The sequence below is a fragment of the Flavobacterium sp. LM4 genome (assembly GCF_002017935.1).
GTDB classification, from domain to species: Bacteria; Bacteroidota; Bacteroidia; order Flavobacteriales; family Flavobacteriaceae; genus Flavobacterium; species Flavobacterium chungangense.
This window is the reverse complement of record NZ_MUFW01000002.1, coordinates 519,214-538,781: the sequence shown is the minus strand read 5'-3', so window position 1 is coordinate 538,781 and position 19,568 is coordinate 519,214. Positions and strand designations below refer to the sequence as shown.

General features: G+C 35.0%; 21 protein-coding genes and 1 pseudogene. 19 read left to right on the top strand and 3 right to left on the bottom strand.

Annotation, left to right across the window (positions count from 1 at the left end; all coding sequences use genetic code 11):
* Positions 1–82 precede the first annotated feature (82 nt).
* The 4 genes and pseudogenes from BXU10_RS25315 to BXU10_RS25300 all read left to right on the top strand — a co-directional run bounded on the left by BXU10_RS25315 (position 83) and on the right by BXU10_RS25300 (position 1,983).
* On the top strand, positions 83–268 hold the full coding sequence (locus BXU10_RS25315) for a hypothetical protein (RefSeq protein WP_223255483.1): 186 nt from the start codon (positions 83–85) through the stop codon (positions 266–268).
* A 210-nt stretch (positions 269–478) separates the two neighbouring features.
* Positions 479–997, top strand: a pseudogene (locus tag BXU10_RS25310) (glycoside hydrolase family 3 protein).
* A gap of 12 nt (positions 998–1,009) precedes the next feature.
* Positions 1,010–1,723, top strand: a complete 714-nt coding sequence (locus tag BXU10_RS25305; RefSeq protein ID WP_223255482.1) for a glycoside hydrolase family 3 C-terminal domain-containing protein — start codon at positions 1,010–1,012, stop codon at positions 1,721–1,723.
* The gene (locus tag BXU10_RS25300) at positions 1,699–1,983 is read left to right on the top strand and encodes a fibronectin type III-like domain-contianing protein (RefSeq protein WP_223255500.1); all 285 of its coding nucleotides are present in this window, start codon (positions 1,699–1,701) and stop codon (positions 1,981–1,983) included. The genes BXU10_RS25305 and BXU10_RS25300 overlap by 25 nt, the downstream gene beginning before the upstream one ends.
* Positions 1,984–2,243: 260 nt before the next feature.
* Here BXU10_RS25300 and BXU10_RS16175 read toward each other — a convergent pair whose 3' ends face one another.
* Positions 2,244–2,984, bottom strand: a complete 741-nt coding sequence (locus BXU10_RS16175; RefSeq protein ID WP_223255481.1) for a polysaccharide deacetylase family protein — start codon at positions 2,982–2,984, stop codon at positions 2,244–2,246.
* Between the two features lie 222 nt (positions 2,985–3,206).
* Between BXU10_RS16175 and mprF the strand changes: the two genes are divergently transcribed.
* The 7 genes from mprF (at position 3,207) to BXU10_RS16140 (ending at position 11,502) form a co-directional block, all read left to right on the top strand.
* Positions 3,207–5,834 (top strand): bifunctional lysylphosphatidylglycerol flippase/synthetase MprF, encoded by a 2,628-nt coding sequence (mprF, locus tag BXU10_RS16170; protein ID WP_078228456.1) that lies wholly within the window; start codon positions 3,207–3,209, stop codon positions 5,832–5,834.
* 18 nt (positions 5,835–5,852) lie between these two features.
* Positions 5,853–6,500 carry a DUF998 domain-containing protein gene (locus tag BXU10_RS16165; protein ID WP_078228454.1) on the top strand — a complete coding sequence of 216 codons (648 nt, stop codon included), beginning with the start codon at positions 5,853–5,855 and terminating at the stop codon, positions 6,498–6,500.
* A 33-nt stretch (positions 6,501–6,533) separates the two neighbouring features.
* Positions 6,534–7,973: an AcvB/VirJ family lysyl-phosphatidylglycerol hydrolase gene (locus tag BXU10_RS16160; protein ID WP_078228451.1), complete on the top strand. Its 1,440-nt coding sequence runs from the start codon at positions 6,534–6,536 to the stop codon at positions 7,971–7,973.
* Positions 7,974–8,476: 503 nt separating this feature from the next.
* Positions 8,477–9,298, top strand: a complete 822-nt coding sequence (locus BXU10_RS16155) for a phospholipase A (protein WP_078228450.1) — start codon at positions 8,477–8,479, stop codon at positions 9,296–9,298.
* A gap of 23 nt (positions 9,299–9,321) precedes the next feature.
* On the top strand, positions 9,322–9,798 hold the full coding sequence (locus BXU10_RS16150; protein WP_223255480.1) for a hypothetical protein: 477 nt from the start codon (positions 9,322–9,324) through the stop codon (positions 9,796–9,798).
* A 215-nt stretch (positions 9,799–10,013) separates the two neighbouring features.
* Positions 10,014–10,607 carry a hypothetical protein gene (locus BXU10_RS16145; RefSeq protein ID WP_078228448.1) on the top strand — a complete coding sequence of 198 codons (594 nt, stop codon included), beginning with the start codon at positions 10,014–10,016 and terminating at the stop codon, positions 10,605–10,607.
* A gap of 67 nt (positions 10,608–10,674) precedes the next feature.
* Complete coding sequence (locus BXU10_RS16140; protein ID WP_078228445.1) at positions 10,675–11,502, top strand: universal stress protein; 828 nt, start codon at positions 10,675–10,677, stop codon at positions 11,500–11,502.
* A 248-nt stretch (positions 11,503–11,750) separates the two neighbouring features.
* Here BXU10_RS16140 and BXU10_RS25040 read toward each other — a convergent pair whose 3' ends face one another.
* Complete coding sequence (locus BXU10_RS25040) at positions 11,751–11,963, bottom strand: hypothetical protein (protein ID WP_078228443.1); 213 nt, start codon at positions 11,961–11,963, stop codon at positions 11,751–11,753.
* Between the two features lie 59 nt (positions 11,964–12,022).
* Positions 12,023–12,910 carry an AraC family transcriptional regulator gene (locus BXU10_RS16130; RefSeq protein WP_078228440.1) on the bottom strand — a complete coding sequence of 296 codons (888 nt, stop codon included), beginning with the start codon at positions 12,908–12,910 and terminating at the stop codon, positions 12,023–12,025.
* Positions 12,911–13,180: 270 nt separating this feature from the next.
* Here BXU10_RS16130 and BXU10_RS16125 point away from each other — a divergent pair, with 270 nt between their 5' ends.
* The 8 genes from BXU10_RS16125 (at position 13,181) to BXU10_RS16090 (ending at position 19,534) form a co-directional block, all read left to right on the top strand.
* Entirely contained in the window at positions 13,181–13,558 is a 378-nt protein-coding gene (locus BXU10_RS16125) for a hypothetical protein (RefSeq protein WP_223255479.1), read from the top strand.
* Positions 13,559–13,663: 105 nt separating this feature from the next.
* Positions 13,664–14,467: an MbnP family protein gene (locus BXU10_RS16120; protein WP_078228437.1), complete on the top strand. Its 804-nt coding sequence runs from the start codon at positions 13,664–13,666 to the stop codon at positions 14,465–14,467.
* 133 nt (positions 14,468–14,600) lie between these two features.
* Positions 14,601–15,644, top strand: a complete 1,044-nt coding sequence (locus BXU10_RS16115; protein ID WP_078228435.1) for a cytochrome-c peroxidase — start codon at positions 14,601–14,603, stop codon at positions 15,642–15,644.
* Between the two features lie 25 nt (positions 15,645–15,669).
* Positions 15,670–16,455, top strand: coding sequence for an MbnP family protein (locus BXU10_RS16110; protein ID WP_078228433.1), 786 nt, complete (start codon positions 15,670–15,672; stop codon positions 16,453–16,455).
* A gap of 3 nt (positions 16,456–16,458) precedes the next feature.
* Entirely contained in the window at positions 16,459–17,529 is a 1,071-nt protein-coding gene (locus BXU10_RS16105) for a cytochrome-c peroxidase (RefSeq protein ID WP_078228432.1), read from the top strand.
* Positions 17,530–17,532: 3 nt separating this feature from the next.
* Complete coding sequence (locus tag BXU10_RS16100; RefSeq protein ID WP_078228431.1) at positions 17,533–18,492, top strand: hypothetical protein; 960 nt, start codon at positions 17,533–17,535, stop codon at positions 18,490–18,492.
* A gap of 46 nt (positions 18,493–18,538) precedes the next feature.
* Complete coding sequence (locus BXU10_RS16095; RefSeq protein ID WP_078228430.1) at positions 18,539–19,153, top strand: SCO family protein; 615 nt, start codon at positions 18,539–18,541, stop codon at positions 19,151–19,153.
* A 9-nt stretch (positions 19,154–19,162) separates the two neighbouring features.
* Positions 19,163–19,534 carry a hypothetical protein gene (locus BXU10_RS16090; RefSeq protein WP_078228428.1) on the top strand — a complete coding sequence of 124 codons (372 nt, stop codon included), beginning with the start codon at positions 19,163–19,165 and terminating at the stop codon, positions 19,532–19,534.
* Positions 19,535–19,568: the final 34 nt, after the last annotated feature.

The window sequence follows — 19,568 nt, the reverse complement described above, 5'->3', positions numbered from 1 at the left end:
AAAGCAGATTTTTTTAATTAAATCTGCTCAAATCTGTCTCAATCTGTGTGAAAATTAATTAAGAGTTTAAAAACTATATATTATGAAACATACAATTATAAAAACAGCCAGAGTTACGCTTTTAACGTCGTTAGTACTTTCTAATTTATCATGGAAAACCATTCCGAATGATGAAACGAATCCGCCTCTTCTTACTGTTAAAGGATTTACGTTTGCTGATTTCAACAGAAACGGAAAATTAGATGTTTGGGAAGATACGCGTCTTTAAGTAAATCAGAGGATTGATGCTATCATCAAAGAAATGACGAATGCAGAAAAAGTAGAATTGTTAATCGGAACGGGAATGCCTGGAATCGAAGTACTGACAGGTCCAGTTGGAGATTCTAAACAAGGTCTAGTACCGTGAGCGGCAGGAGGAACAGCTGCTTTTGAGCGTTTCGGAATCCCTGCAACGGTCGTAGCCGATGGTCCTGCGGGATTGAGAATTGCACCAACCAGAGAAAATGATTCGAAAACGTATTATGCAACAGCATTTCCGGTAGGAACGGCTTTGGCTTCGACCTGGAACAAAGCACTTTTGGAAGAAGTTGGAAAAGCAATGGGGAATGAAGTAAAAGAATATGGTGTTGACGTTTTATTGTCCCCAGCTTTGAACATTCACAGAAATCCACTAAACGGAAGAAATTTCGAATATTATTCTGAAGATCCGCTGATTTCAGGAAAAACGGCCGCAGCTATTGTTAATGGAATCCAGTCGCAAGGTGTTGGAATTTCTATCAAACACTTTGCAGTGAATAACTAAAAAAGTAACCGTTTGACTATCAATGCACATGTTTCTGAGAGAGCGATTAGAGAATTGTATTTAAAAGGTTTTGAAATTACAGTTAAAGAATCAGATCCTTGGATCATCATGTCTTCCTACAATAAACTCAATGGGGAATATACTTCAGCCAGAAAAGATTTGTTGACGGAAGTTTTAAGAAACGAATGGGGGTAAAAAGGAATTGTAATGACAGACTGGTTTGGTGGTTTCCCAGGTTATGAATCGATCAAAGACGGTTCAAACTCTGATGTTGTAAAACAAATGATTGCAGGAAACGATCTTTTGATGCCGGGAATTCCTGTTCAGAAAAAAGCGTTGTTAGAAGCTTTAAATTCAGGAAAATTATCTCAGGAAGTAGCGAATACCAATGTAAAAAGAGTTTTAGAATATATTTTCCGTACACCAACTTTTGCAAAATATAAATATAGTGACAAACCAAACTTAGCTCAAAATGCAGCAGTAATAAGAAAAGCCCCTGCCGAAGGAATGGTTTTGCTTAAAAATGAGAAAAACCCTTTGCCTTTCGCTGACAAGCAAAAAGAAGTTTCTTTATTCGGAGTGACTTCGTACGTGTGGATTACGGGTGGAACAGGATCTGGAAGTGTGAACAATAAACATACGGTTTCTCTTTTAGAAGGTTTGAATGCTGCGGGTTATAAATTGGATAAAGAATTAGTTGATTTGTACACACCTCACGCAGAAAAAGAAGTAGTTGCTGAGAAAGAAAGAAGAAAAGCAAGAGGAATTTTGGCTTTGCCGGAAAGACTTCCGGAACTAAAAATGGATGATGTTTTCCTGGCTAAAAAAGCAGCAAGTTCTGAAATTGCTTTTGTGACTTTAGGAAGAAATTATACCTTTCGGCACCTTCAAAATCAATTGACAAACCGAAAGAAGAATTAAAAGCTTTCGCTAAAACAAAAGAATTGAAACCAGGCGAGAGTCAAACATTGACATTGAGGTTAGCTCCAAAAGACTTGGCATCTTTCTTAGAAAACAGAAGTGCGTGGATTGCTGAAGCAGGAAAATATAAAGTACTTGCAGTAACATCATCATTAAATATTAAACAAACGACATCATTTTCTGTTGAAAAGGAAATTACTGTTGAAAAAGTGAAGAAAGCTTTTGAATTAGATTCAAAGTTTACTGAACTTAAACCTTAAATTTAGTTAGTTATTGTTGTTAAAAGACCGTTTCAAATTTTTGAGACGGTTTTTTTGTTTTATAAAATTATGTTATGAATACCCAGTATAAAAAAACTTTAAAATTTTGAATCAGCCGGAAATGATCATTTAGAGTATCATTAATTATCACAGCAGCTGGATAAAATTCTATTTAATCAATAGTATAAATTTGTTTAAACTTTTGGATCCAGTTAATTTTTAGATAACCTCATTTAAACAAATAGAAATTAGAAAGTTAATCATTGTTGCTGAGAAAGTAGATCATCCAAATCAGAAAGCCTGTAAAATTTAAGATCATTTAGCTTCATATATTTGCAGATAAATTCGAGTGTTTCTATTTTGGTCTGATAATTTTCAGTTATTTCTTTAACAGGTTTGTGGCCGCACAGTATTAAAATTTTATTATTTTCTTTAGCGTAATGTAAGAGTTCCAGAAGATAAGGAATACTAAAATGAATATGGCTATTATCAATATCAAAAGCAAAAACAATTTTGGAGTTGTTGAAATAGCTATCTTGTTTTTCAGGAATCTCCCCTCCAAATGCGCGACCTCTTATGATCTTAAATTTAGGAGATAATGCATGATCAAGAGAATCAGATCTTTCTCCATATGGATAAGCAAATGAAGTAGTCTTAAAGGATTTATTTTTCAGAGAGGTAATCATAGGATTTATTTCCTGATCCATGTACTGGTGAATTCCGTATTCTTTTGCGAATTTAACAGCATTATAATGGTGATAACCGTGTCCGGCAATCTCGTGACCGTATTTTTGCATTTCCAGCAGTTTTTTAATTTGTGGAGTTCCTATAGAATCTATTCGGCAGACATTAAAAGTGGCTTTCCATGAATATTTTTTTAAAGCCTGATCAGCTTCGTACCATTCATCAACATAAGCATCATCAAAAGATAAAATTACGCCCGCTTTATAAGGCTTTAGCTTTGAATTTTTGGTTTCACAGGAAAATAAATTTAACAACATTAAAAATAAGAGTGTTTTAGTAAAAAATAGCTTCATAGATTTTTGCTGTTATTAAATTAAAATTTTAAACGGAATTTCATTCAAATATAAAAAATAGTCTGAATATTATATTGTACCTGTATTGAAAAAATAAAAAGACAATTCTTTTACAAATAGATAATAATTGTACATTTATATACGCCTAAATTTGATTTTCATAACTAAATTATCAATAAGATAAATATGAAAGTACTGACCATTTTCAATAAGTTTTCAGATTACTTTAAAGAAACAAAAGGTATTTCCTTTTTACGGGAAAATGATAAAATTATAAGGCAGTTTGTATTCACTATTTTCTTTATTGGAATCGGAATCTGGTTTATCAAACATGAAAATTCAGAGCTTAAAGAAGTAAAAAATGTAATTGCAGATGCAGGCATTTTTTGGGTCTTGTGTGGAATTGCCTTAGCCGGAATTTATATTATCCTACAGGCACTAATGTATTTTGCTTCTTTTAAAGCGATACAAAGTGAGATTTCATTCAGGCAATCCGTTGTTTTATTTCTCAAACGAAATTTTGTAAGTGTGTTTTTGCCGGCAGGCGGAATTTCGTCTTTGGCATTTTTTACAAAATCCATTGAAAAAAAAGGGGTAAAGCAGACTCAAATTCATTTTGCCTCAATACTATATGGTTTTGTCGGAATCCTTTCCGTAATTATTGTAGCAATCCCTGCTTTATTGTATTCTTTCTTTCAGGGTACTTTAGGAGCAGGAGAATGGTATGCATTTGGAGCTGTTGCGGTATTGGGGATTCTGATTTTCTATATTTATAAATCAATTTTAAAGAAAAGCTATGTATACCGCCTCATTGTAAAGTTTTTTCCATCTGCTGAGGTATTTATGGATGATTTGCAGAACAATCGAATCAATAAACAAAAATTCTGGCTGGTAATCTTTTTTTCTTTACTCATTGAGTTTGTCGGAATTGGGCATTTGTATATCGCTATGATTGCTTTAGGTTTTACACCATCATTATCTGCAGCCATAATGGGGTATATTATTTCGGTGATATTCCTGATTGTTTCTCCCTTTCTGCGCGGTCTTGGCGCTATTGAAATTTCAATGAGTTTTATACTGATACAATTTGGCTTTTCAAATGTCAATGCCATAGCCGTTACTTTTTTGTATCGTTTTTTTGAATTCTGGATTCCGTTGCTGGCCGGAGCATCACTTTTTCTGTTTAATGCCAATAAATTGTTGATGCGCATCGTGCCTTCTTTTCTGCTTTTTCTATTAGGATTAATCAATATAATATCGGTTTTAACTCCGGCTATTTCTGAACGTCTTCATACTCTGGAAAATATCGTTCCGGTTTCGGCTATTAAAGCTTCAAATTATTTTGTTATAACAGCCGGATTATTTATGCTTGTTAACGCGGCTTTTATGCTCAAAGGATTAAGAAATTCCTGGTGGTTTGCTGTTTTTCTTACCAGTATTTCAGTTATCGGACACCTTACTAAAGCAATTGATTATGAAGAAGCCACTGTTGCACTGGTGGTTTTGATTAGTTTAATTGTTACCAGAAAAGAATATTATGTAAAAAGCAGTTCGCATTTGCAGAGTGTAGGTTTAAAGACCGTTTTAATAAGTATTGTTTCTGTTTTGGTATACAGCATTCTGGGCTTTTATTTTCTGGATAAAAAACATTTCAATATTGATTTTAACTGGGTCGAGTCTGTCAAATACGGCCTTCAGAATTACTTTTTAATAGGCAGTTCAGATTTGGTGCCTTTGGATCGCTTTGCGAGACGTTTTTTACTGTCCATTAATAGTTGTGGATTTTTATCACTCGGATTTTTGATTTACACCTTAGTTCGTCCATATACCATAAGAAAGGAAACAGTAGAAAATGATTTTGCAACAGCTATTGAAATCATGAATGAGTATGGAAATTCTTCTTTGGATTATTTTAAAACCTATAATGATAAAGTTATTTTTATTGCCGGTTCTAAAAAAGCCTTTTTAGCTTATCGTGTGACTGATAATTTTGCCGTAGTACTTGAAAATCCCGTTGCAGCATCAGAGACAGAAATGAAACAATGTATTCTCGAATTTGATGCCTATTGTTATGACAATGGATTAAGAAGCCTTTATTATCGTGTACCCGAAGAAAATTTGGAGTTGTTTTATTCGCTTCAGAAAAAGAGTTTATTTATCGGTCAGGAAGGAGTAGTAGATTTATCAGCATTTACTTTGGAAGGCAGTGCTAAAAAATCCCTTCGCAATGCGATAAGCAAAGTAAAAGAGAAAGGTTTTAAAACTACAATTCATACAGCACCGGTAAAAGACGGATTATTGCAAAAAATAAAAGCAGTAAGTGATGAATGGCTCGCGAGTACCGGAAGAACCGAAATCATTTTTTCGCAGGGTAGATTTGACTGGGAGGAACTTAAACAGCAGGCCATTATTACGGTTGAAAATTCCGAAGAAAAAATTGTAGCTTTTTTAAATGTAATCCCTGATTACGCAAAAGGGGAAGGGACATATGATTTGATTCGTAAAACCAATGATGCTCCAAACGGAATCATAGATTTTATCCTTTTAGAACTTTTTACGTATTTAAAGTCTCAGGGCTGCACATCCGTAAATCTAGGGTTAGCAGCAATGAGCGGATTAGAAGAAGCGAATACTTTTCCTGAAAAATCAATGAAATTTGCCTATGAACGAATTAAATTCTTTTCGCATTATAAAGGATTACGCGATTTTAAAGAAAAATTCTCTCCAGTTTGGTACAATAAATACTTAGTTTATTCTCATGATTATGATTTACTACAAGCCCCGATAGTTTTAAATAAAGTCGTAAAACCATAACTTTAAACTATAGCAATCATGAGAGTAGCGCGGGTAAATTTAGTTAAAAGCACAGCCCTGATTTGTATTACTGTTTGTATCTCTGATGTTATTGTATTGTTGTTGTCAGGATGTTATTATCCTGGATACCGTCAACTGGAAAGGACTATGAGTTCTTTGGGAGCTTCAGAAAGTCCTGTATCAGAATTCATTTCGGCATGGTGGATATTTATTGGAATTGTATTTATTTTCTTCGGAATCATTTTTAGAAAAGCATTTGGAGGCAATCATAAAAATGTAAGACTAGCTTCCCTGCTGCTTATCCTTTACGGATTAGGAGAAGGCATAGGTTCCGGTGTATTCAAAGCAGACAGAATAGCGGGAAAAATGACCGATTCGTTTGTAATGCATGATATAGCAGGAGGTATTGGTGTTATTGCAGCATTGATCTTGCCTTTAATAATGAAAGAGGTAATAATAGAGGGAAATAAGCCTGGTTTCACTTTATTGTCACGGATTATTTTTACCATTGGATTTATTACGATGTTACTTTTTACAATTCACTTTTCTTCTGATGAAAATAATTTCATTGTTTTTTATAAAGGATTGTGGCAGAGACTTTTCATGCTTAATCTTTATGTGTATTTTATTGTAATTTCAGCTATCATGTATCATAAAAATATATAGTTTTCAATTTCATAATGCTAAATAATAATTAAGATGAATAAAATTGTATGGGTAATTCTGGTAATTACTTTTTTAGGAAGCAGTGCTTTTGCTTCTGAATCAGATACTATAAAGGTTGGAGCATTTGGAAAAGTTACGATTTATAGTCCCAGGGAAACACCAAAAGCGGTTGTTCTGTTTGTTTCAGGAGACGGAGGGTGGAACAGCGGTGTCGTTGAAATGGCTAAAAATATAGTAAATCAGGGCGCTTTTGTTGCCGGGATAGACATTCAGCATTATTTTAAAGAGATTAAAAAAGAAAAAACAAAATGTTATTATCCAGCTGGGGATTTTGAAGAGCTGAGCATGATTCTGCAAAAAAAGTTAAAGATGAAACAGTATCTGAAGCCAATATTAGTTGGATATTCTTCAGGAGCAACTTTGGTTTATGGTATGTTGGCACAAGCTCCTGCCAATACATTTAGCGGTGCCCTCGCACTGGGATTTTGCCCCGATATAGAAACAGACAAAATATTATGTGACGGTTCCGGACTTACTTCTCATGTTTTAAAGGAGGGTAAAGCCTATTATCTGGATAAAACAGAAAAGTTAACAGCTCCCTTTATTGTACTTCAGGGAACTACTGATCAGGTTTGTAATTATGCCGATACTAAGAAATATATGGATGGACTAAAACAGGGAAAAATAATTTCGCTTTCTAAAGTTGGGCATGGTTTTTCGGTTACCAAAAATTGGTTACCACAGTTTATTGGGGCTTATAAGGAAATTTTAAACCTGTCTTATACCAAACAAAAATCAGAACAGAATCCTTTATTCAAAGAACAGCATCTCACACCTTTGCCATTCGAAATGCCTCTAACCCTAATTCCGGCGAAAAAGAAAGACGAAGATTTACCGATTGCTTTTTTGATTTCAGGTGATGGCGGGTGGACAAGTTTTGATCAGTCTGTTGGTGAAGCTTTGGCAGAGAAAGGAATTGCTGTAGTAGGATTAGATGCCCAAAAATATTTTTGGAATGCCAAAACCCCACAGAAAACTTCAAATTCTATATCGAAAGCTGTTGAACATTATTTACAGCAATGGAATAAAAAAACATTTATTCTTGCCGGATATTCATTTGGCGCATCCGTAGTGCCATTTGTAGCAGCAAATTTTACAGAGACTTTAAAAGAAAAGTTAAAAGGTGTATACTCTTTATCGCCAGATATAAAAGCAGATTTTGAAATTCATATTGCCGATATGCTGAGTATGGGAAGTTCGGATGACAATTATAATGTGATTGCTGAAATGAAGAAAATAAAACCGTACGATCTGGTTTGTTATTTTGGAAATGAAGAGGATCCTGAAACCCGCAAACGTTTTTCAGAATCTGAAATTAAAATAATTGAGTTACCGGGTTCACATCATTACAACAATGACTATAATAAAATTGCAGAAAGTATTTTAAAAGAAGTTATCCTGTCTTTAAGATAATTTGAATTATAATAGTTTGTTGTCCTGTTAGGATAAGTTTTAAAATACCTCTTTAGTTAAATCAAATATTGAAAAAATTATATCCAGTAAGTTTTATTAACCCATTATTGGGTTAAATTGATTAAAAAAAATTGATTTGATTATAAAAAGTAAAAAATAGGGAGTAAAACATCATTTATAACTTAAGGAATTGATGTCATCCTGAGTCCATTCGACTTCGCTCAGGATAAACTAAGTCGAAGGTTTTTGAATACGAAAGGGCTTCGACTCCGTTCAGCCTGACACTTATTTTTAATTTCACCCAACGGGTTTTTATTATTCTCTTTTTATATTTTAAAAAGGGCAATTCATGAAAATTATTTTTTCTGTTTTTGAAGTCATAGGAGGTCTAGCTATTAAATCAATGAAAGGCTGATGAATAGTTATAAAAAAAACAGAAACTGACTAATAGTGGCTTAAAAATGACCTTTTCCATACCTTGGTTCTGAAATAAATTTGCCGTAATGAAATACCATTACATGAAATTTAATTTCCTTTTCTTTCTTTTTTTTACGGTATTGAGCTACGGACAGATTCCGGTTGACAGGGATTCTGTACATACAATTATTACATCACTTCCTGCATTCTCTATATATAAGGATAACTATTTCGTAACAGGCGTTGACATGGGAGAGCAGCCGTCACGCAATACTATGGATGCCAAATTCCAGTTTAGTTTTAAACAGCGTTTGGCCGACAAGGCTTCTATAGCAGGCTTTTATTCCTATCTTACCTATACACAAAAATCGTTCTGGAAAGTATATAAAGCATCAAGTCCTTTTGAAGAAAGCAACTATAATCCAGGGCTAATGCTTTTAAAACCGGTATTTAAGGACAACCGCTTCTTTGGTGCCCTTACTCTTGGTATAGAGCATGAATCCAATGGACGAGACAGTATTTATTCACGGAGCCTTAATACTGTATCAGTTGGTTTTACAAGGATATTTTCACCAAAACTCATACTCAGCTTCAAAGCATGGATTCCTTTTCTCATTGATAATAATCCATCATTACCCAGATATATTGGCTATGGCGAAGGGCATTTGCAGTGGGCGCTGCACAAAGACAGACTGTTTTTTGATCTGACAGTAAGGAAAGGGGCCGACTGGGATTTTAAAGGAAGCATCAATACAGCGGTTAGTTACCGACTTACAAAAAGTGCAAATCAGCTGGTTACCCTGCAGTGGTGGCAGGGTTACAGTGAGAGCCTTATTGATTTTAAAAAAGAGCGGGGCATGTTGCGCGTAGGATTTATTATTAAACCGACTTTTTATCGCTTTTATTGAGCATGTTTGACTGTTTAAAAAAGATGATGTTATTAAAAATTATCAATATGAACCTGAACTTATTAAAACAAAGCATTTATTGGATTAGTATTCTTGTAGCTTTATTGGGCGTGACCAGTTGTAATGATGTAAAGCAAAATCAGACTTTTTATACGGCAGTAAAGGGAAGGGATACTGCATTTTTAAGAATCGAAACTTATGAAAAGAGATTTTACGGCAGCTATGAAGTGTATTACGGAAGCAGAACCATGAAAGATTCCGGAGCTGTGGAAGGATTGATTTCTGGTGATACCCTTCGGGGTAAATTTCGATACATTAGTTACGGAGGCAGCAAAACGATAAGTCCGATTATTTTTCTGCGAAAGAAAAACAAACTAATCCAGGGTCAGGGTGTGGTGGCAAGCTATATGGGAATTTCTTATTTTATGCCCGAATATCCTATAGAGTTCAGTAATAAAGGATTTGTTTTTGGTGCTTCTGCTGACAAAGTTTCAAATTAGAAATAGTGAAGAATGAATTTCCTTTATTATACGTTTTTCATAAAGCGGGAAATTGACCAATATTAGCAGAAAAACGCCCTTTTCTATGCCATCTATGTGGAATATCTTTGATTTTGGATGTATTTGGCGCAACTTATATCACTTGTTTTCTTTATGGAATTCTTAAACAATCAGATAGAGATATGGTTTGCAGTCCTAAAATAATCTACTAAAAGATGATAACTCAAACTACCATAAAAGGACAGATTCAAATGGCAAGACGGCGGAAAATCATAGCCGCAGTCCATTTTTTTTTCAGGTATAAGGATTTTTTAGGCAATAAAAAAGAAAATGCCATAAAGCAGGATACCAATGTTTTTTCTGGTATGAATTATTACTTTGAACAGGAAAATTGGGTTTTCAGGGAAAGGGCAAGACACAACAGTACTCTTTTTTTTACAGAAGTATTGCAGACTTTAAATAATGCCCAGTCAACGACAGAACAAAAACTGGAACAGCTTGTACTGAAATATGTTGAACTATTATTCGAAAAGCCAGACTTTGCGGCTTATTTAATTGCAAATAAAACTGATTTGAGTTTATTCTGTTATCAGAATCGATTAGAATTTATGGCTATAAAGAAAATGATCACTTTATATTCTTTTAATCCTTTTCCTGTTGTCATCAGCCTTATTGGAATGCTTCTTCTGCCTTTGGCCATGACAATTAGTCCCGAGGATAATCAGTTCTCTCAGGTTAATGAATTTGACGAATTAATAGAAGACCGTAAAAAACTCTTGCCATTATGGATTCATTTTGCATCACTATAAGGGAAATTTTCATCAAATTCACAGACCAAATCATTGCTGAACTTTTAAACTATAAACTATATTATTTATGTCACTATCCACATCCATAATTGCTGCAACAAATTTTACAGCAACAGCATCAAACGCGGTAAACTATGCGGCGGCATTCGCAAAAGTAAAAGGATCAAGACTAATCCTTTTTAATTCATTTACTCTTTCAATTCACAGTTCAAATTCAAGAATTTCAGGTGATAATATGCAATTAGAACTCAACAATTCTGAAGAAAGACTCAAACATCTTGCAGATGATATTGCACGTTTATATAGCATTGAGGTAGAGAGTTTGTGTCTTTATTCTTCACTTGAAGAAGAGCTTCCCCTGCTGATTGAAAAAAATCAGACTGAACTTGTCGTTATGGGAATGGCAGAGCGGTCAATCGAGCAGGACTTATTGGGTAATTCAACAACCTGGGTTATTAAGAATGTAGATATACCGGTACTCGCCGTACCTCACAGTGCCCGTTTTGTAAGTGAAAAAAAAATACTCTTTGCCTTTGAAAGTCGTAATTTAGAATCCATTCAGAAATTAAGCTGGTTCAGCCAGACTGCCGAAGCTTTAAAAGCTGAGGTTGAGTTTTTCAGCGTTGACCACAGAGTTGAAGAAATGATCGAACAGCAGCAGGAGGTAATAGGTGAGAAGGAACAGTCGGAACAGCGGGCTGAATACCGTTTTAAAAGTATCCGTTCAAGCGATGTTGTTAGAGAAATTAAAAAAGAGATTGAAAATTATAATGCCGATATGTTAGTGATGGTGCCACAAAAATATGGTTTCTGGGATTCCATGGTTCACATTAGTAAAACCCGGACTATGGCATCAGGGCTTCAGATACCATTATTATCACTTCCAAATTTTTAATTTTTTATTACGACATTAAGAGTATCGGTAGTACTCAGCATGTAAATAATGATCACCACAAAAGAACAAATGTTTGGCCGGTTTGCAATTTACAGATAAACTGGTTTTATATTTTGTATTAGTTAATTATTGTTGAAAAAAGAGCCTTCAAAGCATCGCCTTCTGAAGGCTTTTTTCTTAAAAAAGGTTTCTTGCAGACTGATTTATTTTTTTGATAAAATTATCTTTTCTTTGAGGTTGATAATACTCTAGTAAGTGGTTTCTGTATTAAGTAGTACCGTGTTGGCAGTAAGTTTATTTTGAAGTTTGCTTACTGAAACGGCTTTTGAAGCTGCCTGTCTGGCATAATTAATTTTACCTCCAACAAGATCAGCTGTGTTAGTGCCAGAGAGCCGTTCCCCTGTATTCTTATAGAATGGTATATATGGGGTCGCATGAAATACCAGAAACTCAAGGGTCAAAAAGAGTTACAGAAAGTAAATTAAGAAATTCTCATTAAGCAAGATGTAATCAACTGCTTTTATGTTTTTCTTCTGTATTCGGATGGTGATAAACGGGTGTGTTTTTTAAAAAACTTTCCAAAGAAAGACTGATCGCTGAAATTCAGTTCGTCTGATATTTCAGAAATGCTTAATGTTGGATTGGCCAGTAGAATACAGGCCTCAGTTATAATAGCGGCATCAATAAGTTCACCGGTTGTCCTTCCTGATACTTCTTTAAGTATTTTCGAAAGATGGCCTGCTGTCATGTGCAGGGTATCAGAATAGAACTGTACTTTTCTCTGCTGTTTAAAATTTTTCTCCAACAGTTTTATGAATTTTGAAGTTATTTCTTCCTTGCGAGTCATTTTTATAATGTTCTCATCGTATCTTTCCCTGTATACAGCGGCAACCTGATACATCAACAGATTGAAACTGTGAACTAAAAGTTCTTTACCGTAAAAACGACTTTCAGTTGTATTTTTTTCATGTAGCAGATGAGTTAGTTTAACAAGTTCTTTGATTTCTTCTTTCTTTAATCCCAGGTTCAGGGCAGTTTTTGAAGCAAAAAACTCGAAGGCATTCAAGTCATTTCGGTTAATGCTATGGGTTAATGCAAAATTAAGCGTGAAAGTAATTGATATAACAGACATACTTTCTTCAATTTCCATAATATGAGTTACTGTATGGGGTGAAATCAGCACTATATCATTTGTTTGAAGAGTATAATCCATTAAATTACACTGGATTTTTGCACTCCCTGACAAGATGATCATAATGCTGTAGCTATCTGTACGGAAGGGATAAGGAAAGGGATTTTCGCTTATACTTTCAGTGCTAATGTAGATATATAGTTCGTCAGCCTGAGGCTTGTCGCCCAATGCTTCAAGGATATCCGTAATAGAGTTTTTCTTAATATTTTCTTTCACTCAAAGTTTTTTGTAAATATAAAGTTTTTATTAAATTATGCTGGCTACATAATCGTGAGAAAAGCGGAAAGACCTGATTTCTAAAATACCGCAATAGGATTTTTCTTTTGCTTATCATACACTCAAAATCTATAATTGAAATTGATTCTGCTTTTGTTTAAGTGGTTGAAAGAGAGTTTATGATGTTTTTTTTACTTAATAAAACAAGAAGTTTTTTCAAAATAAAAACAAAATTAGTTTACTTTTGCATTTGTAAGCAAACAAACATTCTTGAAAAAGTATATTATCATATTACTTTGTGGTCTGATTTTTCTTCCTTCTATGGGCAGTATGTTTGTATATGCCAATTTTAAAATAAATCAGCAGGAAATTGCCAGAACTATCTGTATACAGCGTAAACAGATTTTTAACACCTGTAATGGGCGATGCGAACTGCAGAAAAGCCTTAAAAAATATTCCGATAACGAAAAACAAATGCAGGACAGCCTGAAAGAAAATTTTGAGCTTGTTTATATTTGTTTTTCTTCTGACATTGACTTTACTTTTAATCCTGCAATAGAACCGCAACAAAAAAACTTTGCTTTTTTTAAAAGCAAACCTGTTGGAGTTTCGTCAATTACTTTTCGCCCGCCCGCCGCTATTTTATAATTTTAAATCCTTTTCCCAATTTTCATTGGGACTAATTTCTTATTGCGTTAATGCATTGATTGGAGCATTCCTGCTCTGAAATAATTTAATTTTTATAAAATACAAATGAAAAAGATACTATATAAATTGATAATAGTAACATTAGGGATTTTTATTACCTCATGTTCAAGTGATGATGAACAAAACAATACTGCTACTGAAACAGGAAAATTAGGTTTGAAGTTTGACAACTCTTACAATGATAATGACCTTATTCTTGATACGCAGGTTATTACAACGGCTAATAATGAAAAACTGAAAGTAAATGTTGTTCGCTATATTGTAAGCAATATTGTTCTTACTAAGTCTGATGGTACAACTTTTACTTATCCAAAAGCAAAAAGTTATTTCATTGCTGATGAAGATGATGCTGCGGGTTACCAGTTTGATCTTGCCGATATCCCTGCGGGTGATTATACTAAAGTGAAATTTGGTATAGGAGTAGACAAGGAGCAATGGCAGTTAGGAGCTTCAGGTCAGGGCGATTTTCTTGCGAAGGCTCAGGCCAAAGATTTGCTTTGGAGCTGGTCGGCGGGTTATAAATTTCTTGCTTTCGAAGGAACTTTTACCTCTGCCACTGTTACAGAATCTTCCTCATTCATGATCCATACCGGACAAATTGGAACTTCCTATAATTATATAGAAGTAACATTAGACTTACCTACTAAAGCTTTGGTGAGAAAAAATATCACGCCGGCTATTCATGTCGTAACAGATTTGTCTAAAATTCTTGACGGAGAAAACACTATTAAACTCTCTGATTATAATGAAGCAGGGATGGGCGCCATGATTATGGGCGGAGAAGCCCTGCCTAAAATCACTGCCAACATTTCAAAAATGTTCAGGATAGACCACGTACACAACGACTAATTAGCTACAGTAAAACCAAGTATTGATTTCTGCCTTTTTGCGGGCCGATTTTTCTTATCTGTTATTTTATGCAGGTTAAGGAAGATTGTCTTTCTTATGCTATAAATAATGCTTGCGTTCTTAAACTTAAAATATGTTCAAATTAAAATATTTTATCTGTTTAGTGATTCTACTCCTGATAGCCTGCTCTGATAGTGAAGAACAAGAATATGTAGATGTTCCACTGAATTTTACGATTCCATCCAACTTTCCATCTCTTGCTTACAACATCGAAGGAAACAAACCCACTGAAAAAGGTTTTGAATTAGGAAAAAAACTTTTCTACGATGGAAGACTGGCATCAGATGGACTGGTATCGTGCGGTTTTTGTCATCTTCAGGCCAATGCATTCACCCACCATGGGCATACGGTAAGTCATGGAGTTGCAAACGCTATGGGTACACGTAATGCTCCCCCGATTCAGAATATGGCATTTCAAACCAGTTATATGTATGATGGTGCTGCTGAAAATTTAGACCTTCAGCCTATTATTCCATTGACGAGCGTTATTGAAATGGATGGAAATCTGAATACTATTCTTCAAATGATGAAAGGGGACAAAGAATACCAAAAGCTCTTCGGTCAGGCATTCGAAGATAAGGCCATCACAACTGAGAACATGCTAAAGGCATTATCTCAGTTTATGGTAATGATGGTTTCTTCAAACTCAAAGTTCGATAAATACAGACGTAATGAAATCGACGGAACTTTTACCAGTGATGAACTGGCCGGATATAATTTATTTAAGTCAAAATGCGCCTCTTGTCATGCAACCGATTTAATGACCGATAATTCGTTTCGAAATAACGGTCTGGCGGTTAATCCAAAGGTGAACGATGTAGGCCGCTATAAAGTTACGGAGCTTGTAGAGGATTATTATAAGTTTAGAGTACAGAGTCTTCGTAATATAGAAGTAACAGCTCCTTATATGCATGATGGACGTTTTGGAACTTTAGACGCAGTATTGAATCATTATGCTTCCGGTGTGATAGATTCCCAGACATTGGATCCAATTTTAAAGCAGAATGGCAAGCTCGGAATTTCATTGTCAGATACAGAAAAAAAACAAATTATTTTGTTTTTAAAAACACTCACAGATACACAATATTTAACCGATAAGCGATTTTCGGAATTTTAAAAATTAAATATAAAAATATACAAAAATGAAAAACTTTATAAATTTTGCATTGGCTTTTATTGCCATAATTTCTCTTAATTCCTGTTCAAACGATGATGCTCAGGCTGTTGCTGCATACGGCACGGTACAGATCAATTTTGATTCAAAAGTAGCAACAGCTGATTTTGCTTTGAATACCCCTTTTACCATCAGCGGACAATCCTATCAATTTGATCGTCTTCGTTACTGGATCAGTGATGTTAAACTGGTAAGTGATAAAAATGAAACCTACGGGCTTTCGAATTCTTTTTTTCTTATAGAAGAAACTACAGAAATTAAAGTTCAGGATGGTAAATATACTTATCCAGCCAGAAAAAGAGAAGCTGTTGATTTGAAAGCTGTTCCGTCAGGATCGTATACCAAACTTATTTTTTCTGTTGGGGTTGATGCGGCCCACAATGATAATATGAGTATTCAGGATGGTGAGTTATCTCAGCTTAACGGTATGACTAATATTTCATGGATGTGGCATACGAGTTATATTTTCTCCAGTTTGACAGGAAAAAATATGACACCGGAAACTCCGGTTGCAATTGCTGTGGAAACCGGTTTAAATACAAATTACAGAACAGTGGAAATTACATTGCCAACTGCTTTGGTAATCAGCGCAGACAAATCTTCAAAAATAAATCTGAATGTTGATGTTGAGAAAATTGTGAATGAGATTGACCTGGCTGCCACTCCAAAAATATCAGCGAAAACCCCTGAACTTATGACTAAGGTTGCCGATAATTACAAAAAAACTGTTTTTACAGTTAAAAGTGTAGAATAATTAATGCGGTACAGGAATATAAAATTTTGGAGTGTTTTAGCAGCAGTGACTATATTTAGTTTTTCCTGTAATGACCTCGATGATTCTTATCAGGAACCGTTGCTTCTGGTAAGGATTCCTGATAATTTTCCTCAATTTACTGATTCGAAAACAAATCCTTTAACAGCAGATGGAATTGCTCTTGGGAAAAAACTTTTCTTCGATAAAAGACTTTCAGGAAACAACCAGATTTCTTGTGCAACCTGTCATCAGCAGCATCTGGCTTTTTCGGATGGTCTTGCTTTGACCAGTCAGGGAGTTTCAGGAAATACTCTGGAACGAAATTCGCCCGCTTTAATAAATCTGGCCTGGGCAGAGAATGGTCTGTTTTGGGATGGCGGCTCTAACAATTTAGAATCACAGGCTTTTGCCCCTTTGGCACACGAAGACGAAATGCACCAGAATCTAACCGAACTGATAGATGAGCTGAATGCCGATGCAAATTATCCGGGATTGTTTAATAAAGCATTTGGCAAGGCTATTAATCAGGCTGATATTGCAAAAGCCATTGCCCAGTTTGAAAGAACGCTGATTTCAGGAAATTCAAAGTATGACAAGTATGTTCGCGGAGAATTAGCTGGTGTTTTAGATCAGGACGAACTAAAAGGACTGGAGCTGGCCAGGCAACTCTGTTTTTCATGTCATGCAGGGGTTTTAATGACAGATAATTTATATCACAATAACGGAATCGATATTGATTTTACAGATAATACTGAACTGATGATGAAGAGAGGAAGAGCCAGAATTACTAATAATTCAGAGGATTTAGGAAAGTTCAGGACACCTACTCTGCGCAATGTTGAAAAAACAGGACCTTATATGCATGACGGACGATTTATAACTCTGGAGGCTGTAATTGAACATTACAGCAATGGGGTACTGGATTCCCCAACATTAGATCCTCTTTTAAAAAAAGATAAAAAATTAGGCGTTACGCTTTCTGATACAGAAAAAAAACAATTGATTGCCTTTTTGAAAACGCTGACAGATTATCAGTATTTAAACGATAAACGCTTTTCAGAATATAAACAATAAAAAATGAAAAAAGTAATAGCACTCTTGATGTTTTTGGCTGGAAGTTCAGCCTTTAGCTTTACAGAAAAAGACAGTATTTCACGTTTTACTTTTCAGCGTCTTGTGATGATGGAATATTTTGATTGCGATGCATGTGGCTGTTCAGCTAGTGGAGGTAGTATGGGATTTAGTTCAATGCTCAATAACAATTTTGTTGGTGTGCGGTATTTTAAGCAGAGCTATACCAGTCGTGACGGAATCTTTGCCAATTCGCCATGGATTAATGAAAATTTCAATACAATTCAGGCCTGGACTAGAATTCCGATAACAGATAAAATCCAGATTTCTGCTTTGATTCCATACCATTTGCATGAAAGAGAACTGACAAAAGGAACGGAGAATATTTCGGGTTTGGGTGATATTACAGTAATGGGACTATACACGGTTTTTGAGACAAAAAAAGACAGTACTGTTTTTACTCATAAAGTAAATATCGGAGCAGGTATAAAAATACCAACCGGAAAATTTACTCAGGCTAATAATTTGGGCAGCATAAACCAGAGTTTTCAGCTGGGAACAGGAAGCTGGGATTATTCTATGGTTTCAGAATACGTTATCAGCAGAAATGATTTAGGCCTTAATACAACATTGAATTACGTTTTGAAAACACAGAATAAAAAAGAATATCAATACGGAGATCAGTTCAATTATGCTGCTACGCTGTTTTACACGATTGATCTGGATGCTTTGCAGATAGTGCCTCAGGCAGGTTTGGCAGGAGAGGTTTACCAAACTAACAAACAGCATGGACTTTCTCTACCCAATACAGCCGGAGATATTCTCTTTGGTAAATTCGGTTTTGAAGCCGGAAAAGATAAGTTTTCAATTGGTTTGAATACCATGCTTCCAATCAGCCAGAACTTATCATCTGGAAAAATGGAAGCCAACTACAGATGGAGTGTCAATCTGAATTATACTTTATAAAAATGAAAATAAGTTTAGCTAGTCTATTCTTGCAAAAAATAAAAATATGAAAAAAATAATTTTAGTACTGTTATGCTGTGTGCTGGCAGTATCGTGTGAAAAAGCACAAGAGAAACTTCCTGTTTTAGGAAATCCAATAGTAAAAGGAAATGAAACCCAATATCCCCGCATCAAAGATTTTTCGTTTATCAATCAGGACAGTCTTGAGGTAACAAACAATACTTTTTCCGGCAAAATATACATCGCTGATTTTATTTTCCTTTCCTGTCCTTCAATCTGCCCAAAAATGAATGTACAGCTCAAAAAGGTGTATAATGCATACAAAACAGATGGCGAAGTCTTGTTTCTTTCTCATACAATAGATCCGGATAATGATACTATACCCCGCCTTAAGGCTTATACTGTAGATAACGGCATAAAAAAGAACTGGCATTTTGTTACCGGCAACAGAGACAGCATCTATAAAATTGCAACAGAAAGCTACTTTGCAACAGCTTATCCTGATCAAAATGAGCTGGGCGGTTTTGTGCACAGCGGCGGGTTTTTGCTCATTGATAAAAACAGACATGTACGTGGGGTTTATGATGGGACTAATCCAAAAGAAACCACAAGACTGATTGCCGATGTCAAAAATCTTTTAGCAGAAGACGAAGCCAAATAATAGCCGCTGATGAAAAAATGCATCACTTTAATTGTTTTGATGCTGCTTGCGTTTCAAAATGCCGACAGTCTATGGATTATTGGTGACTTTTACATCAATCAGGATTACATTGCCCAAAATGTTTGTATCAACAGGTTCGATGCCGTGCCGATATTTAACGGAAAATGCTATCTGGAACAGAAATTAAAAGCGAATGACAGGGAGGAGCAAAAATTCCCGACAGTGACTTACAGAGAAGTCCAGCTGTTTCTGCAAAACCAGATTCCGTTTTCATTTACAGTTGTATTCTTTTCATTAAAAAAGGAGTATCCTATGCTACGGGCATACAATCAGAGATACAGTTATATTTTTTCTATTTATCATCCTCCCAGATGGTGTTAGTACTCTTGTTTTAGTATTAATCATAAAATAAAAA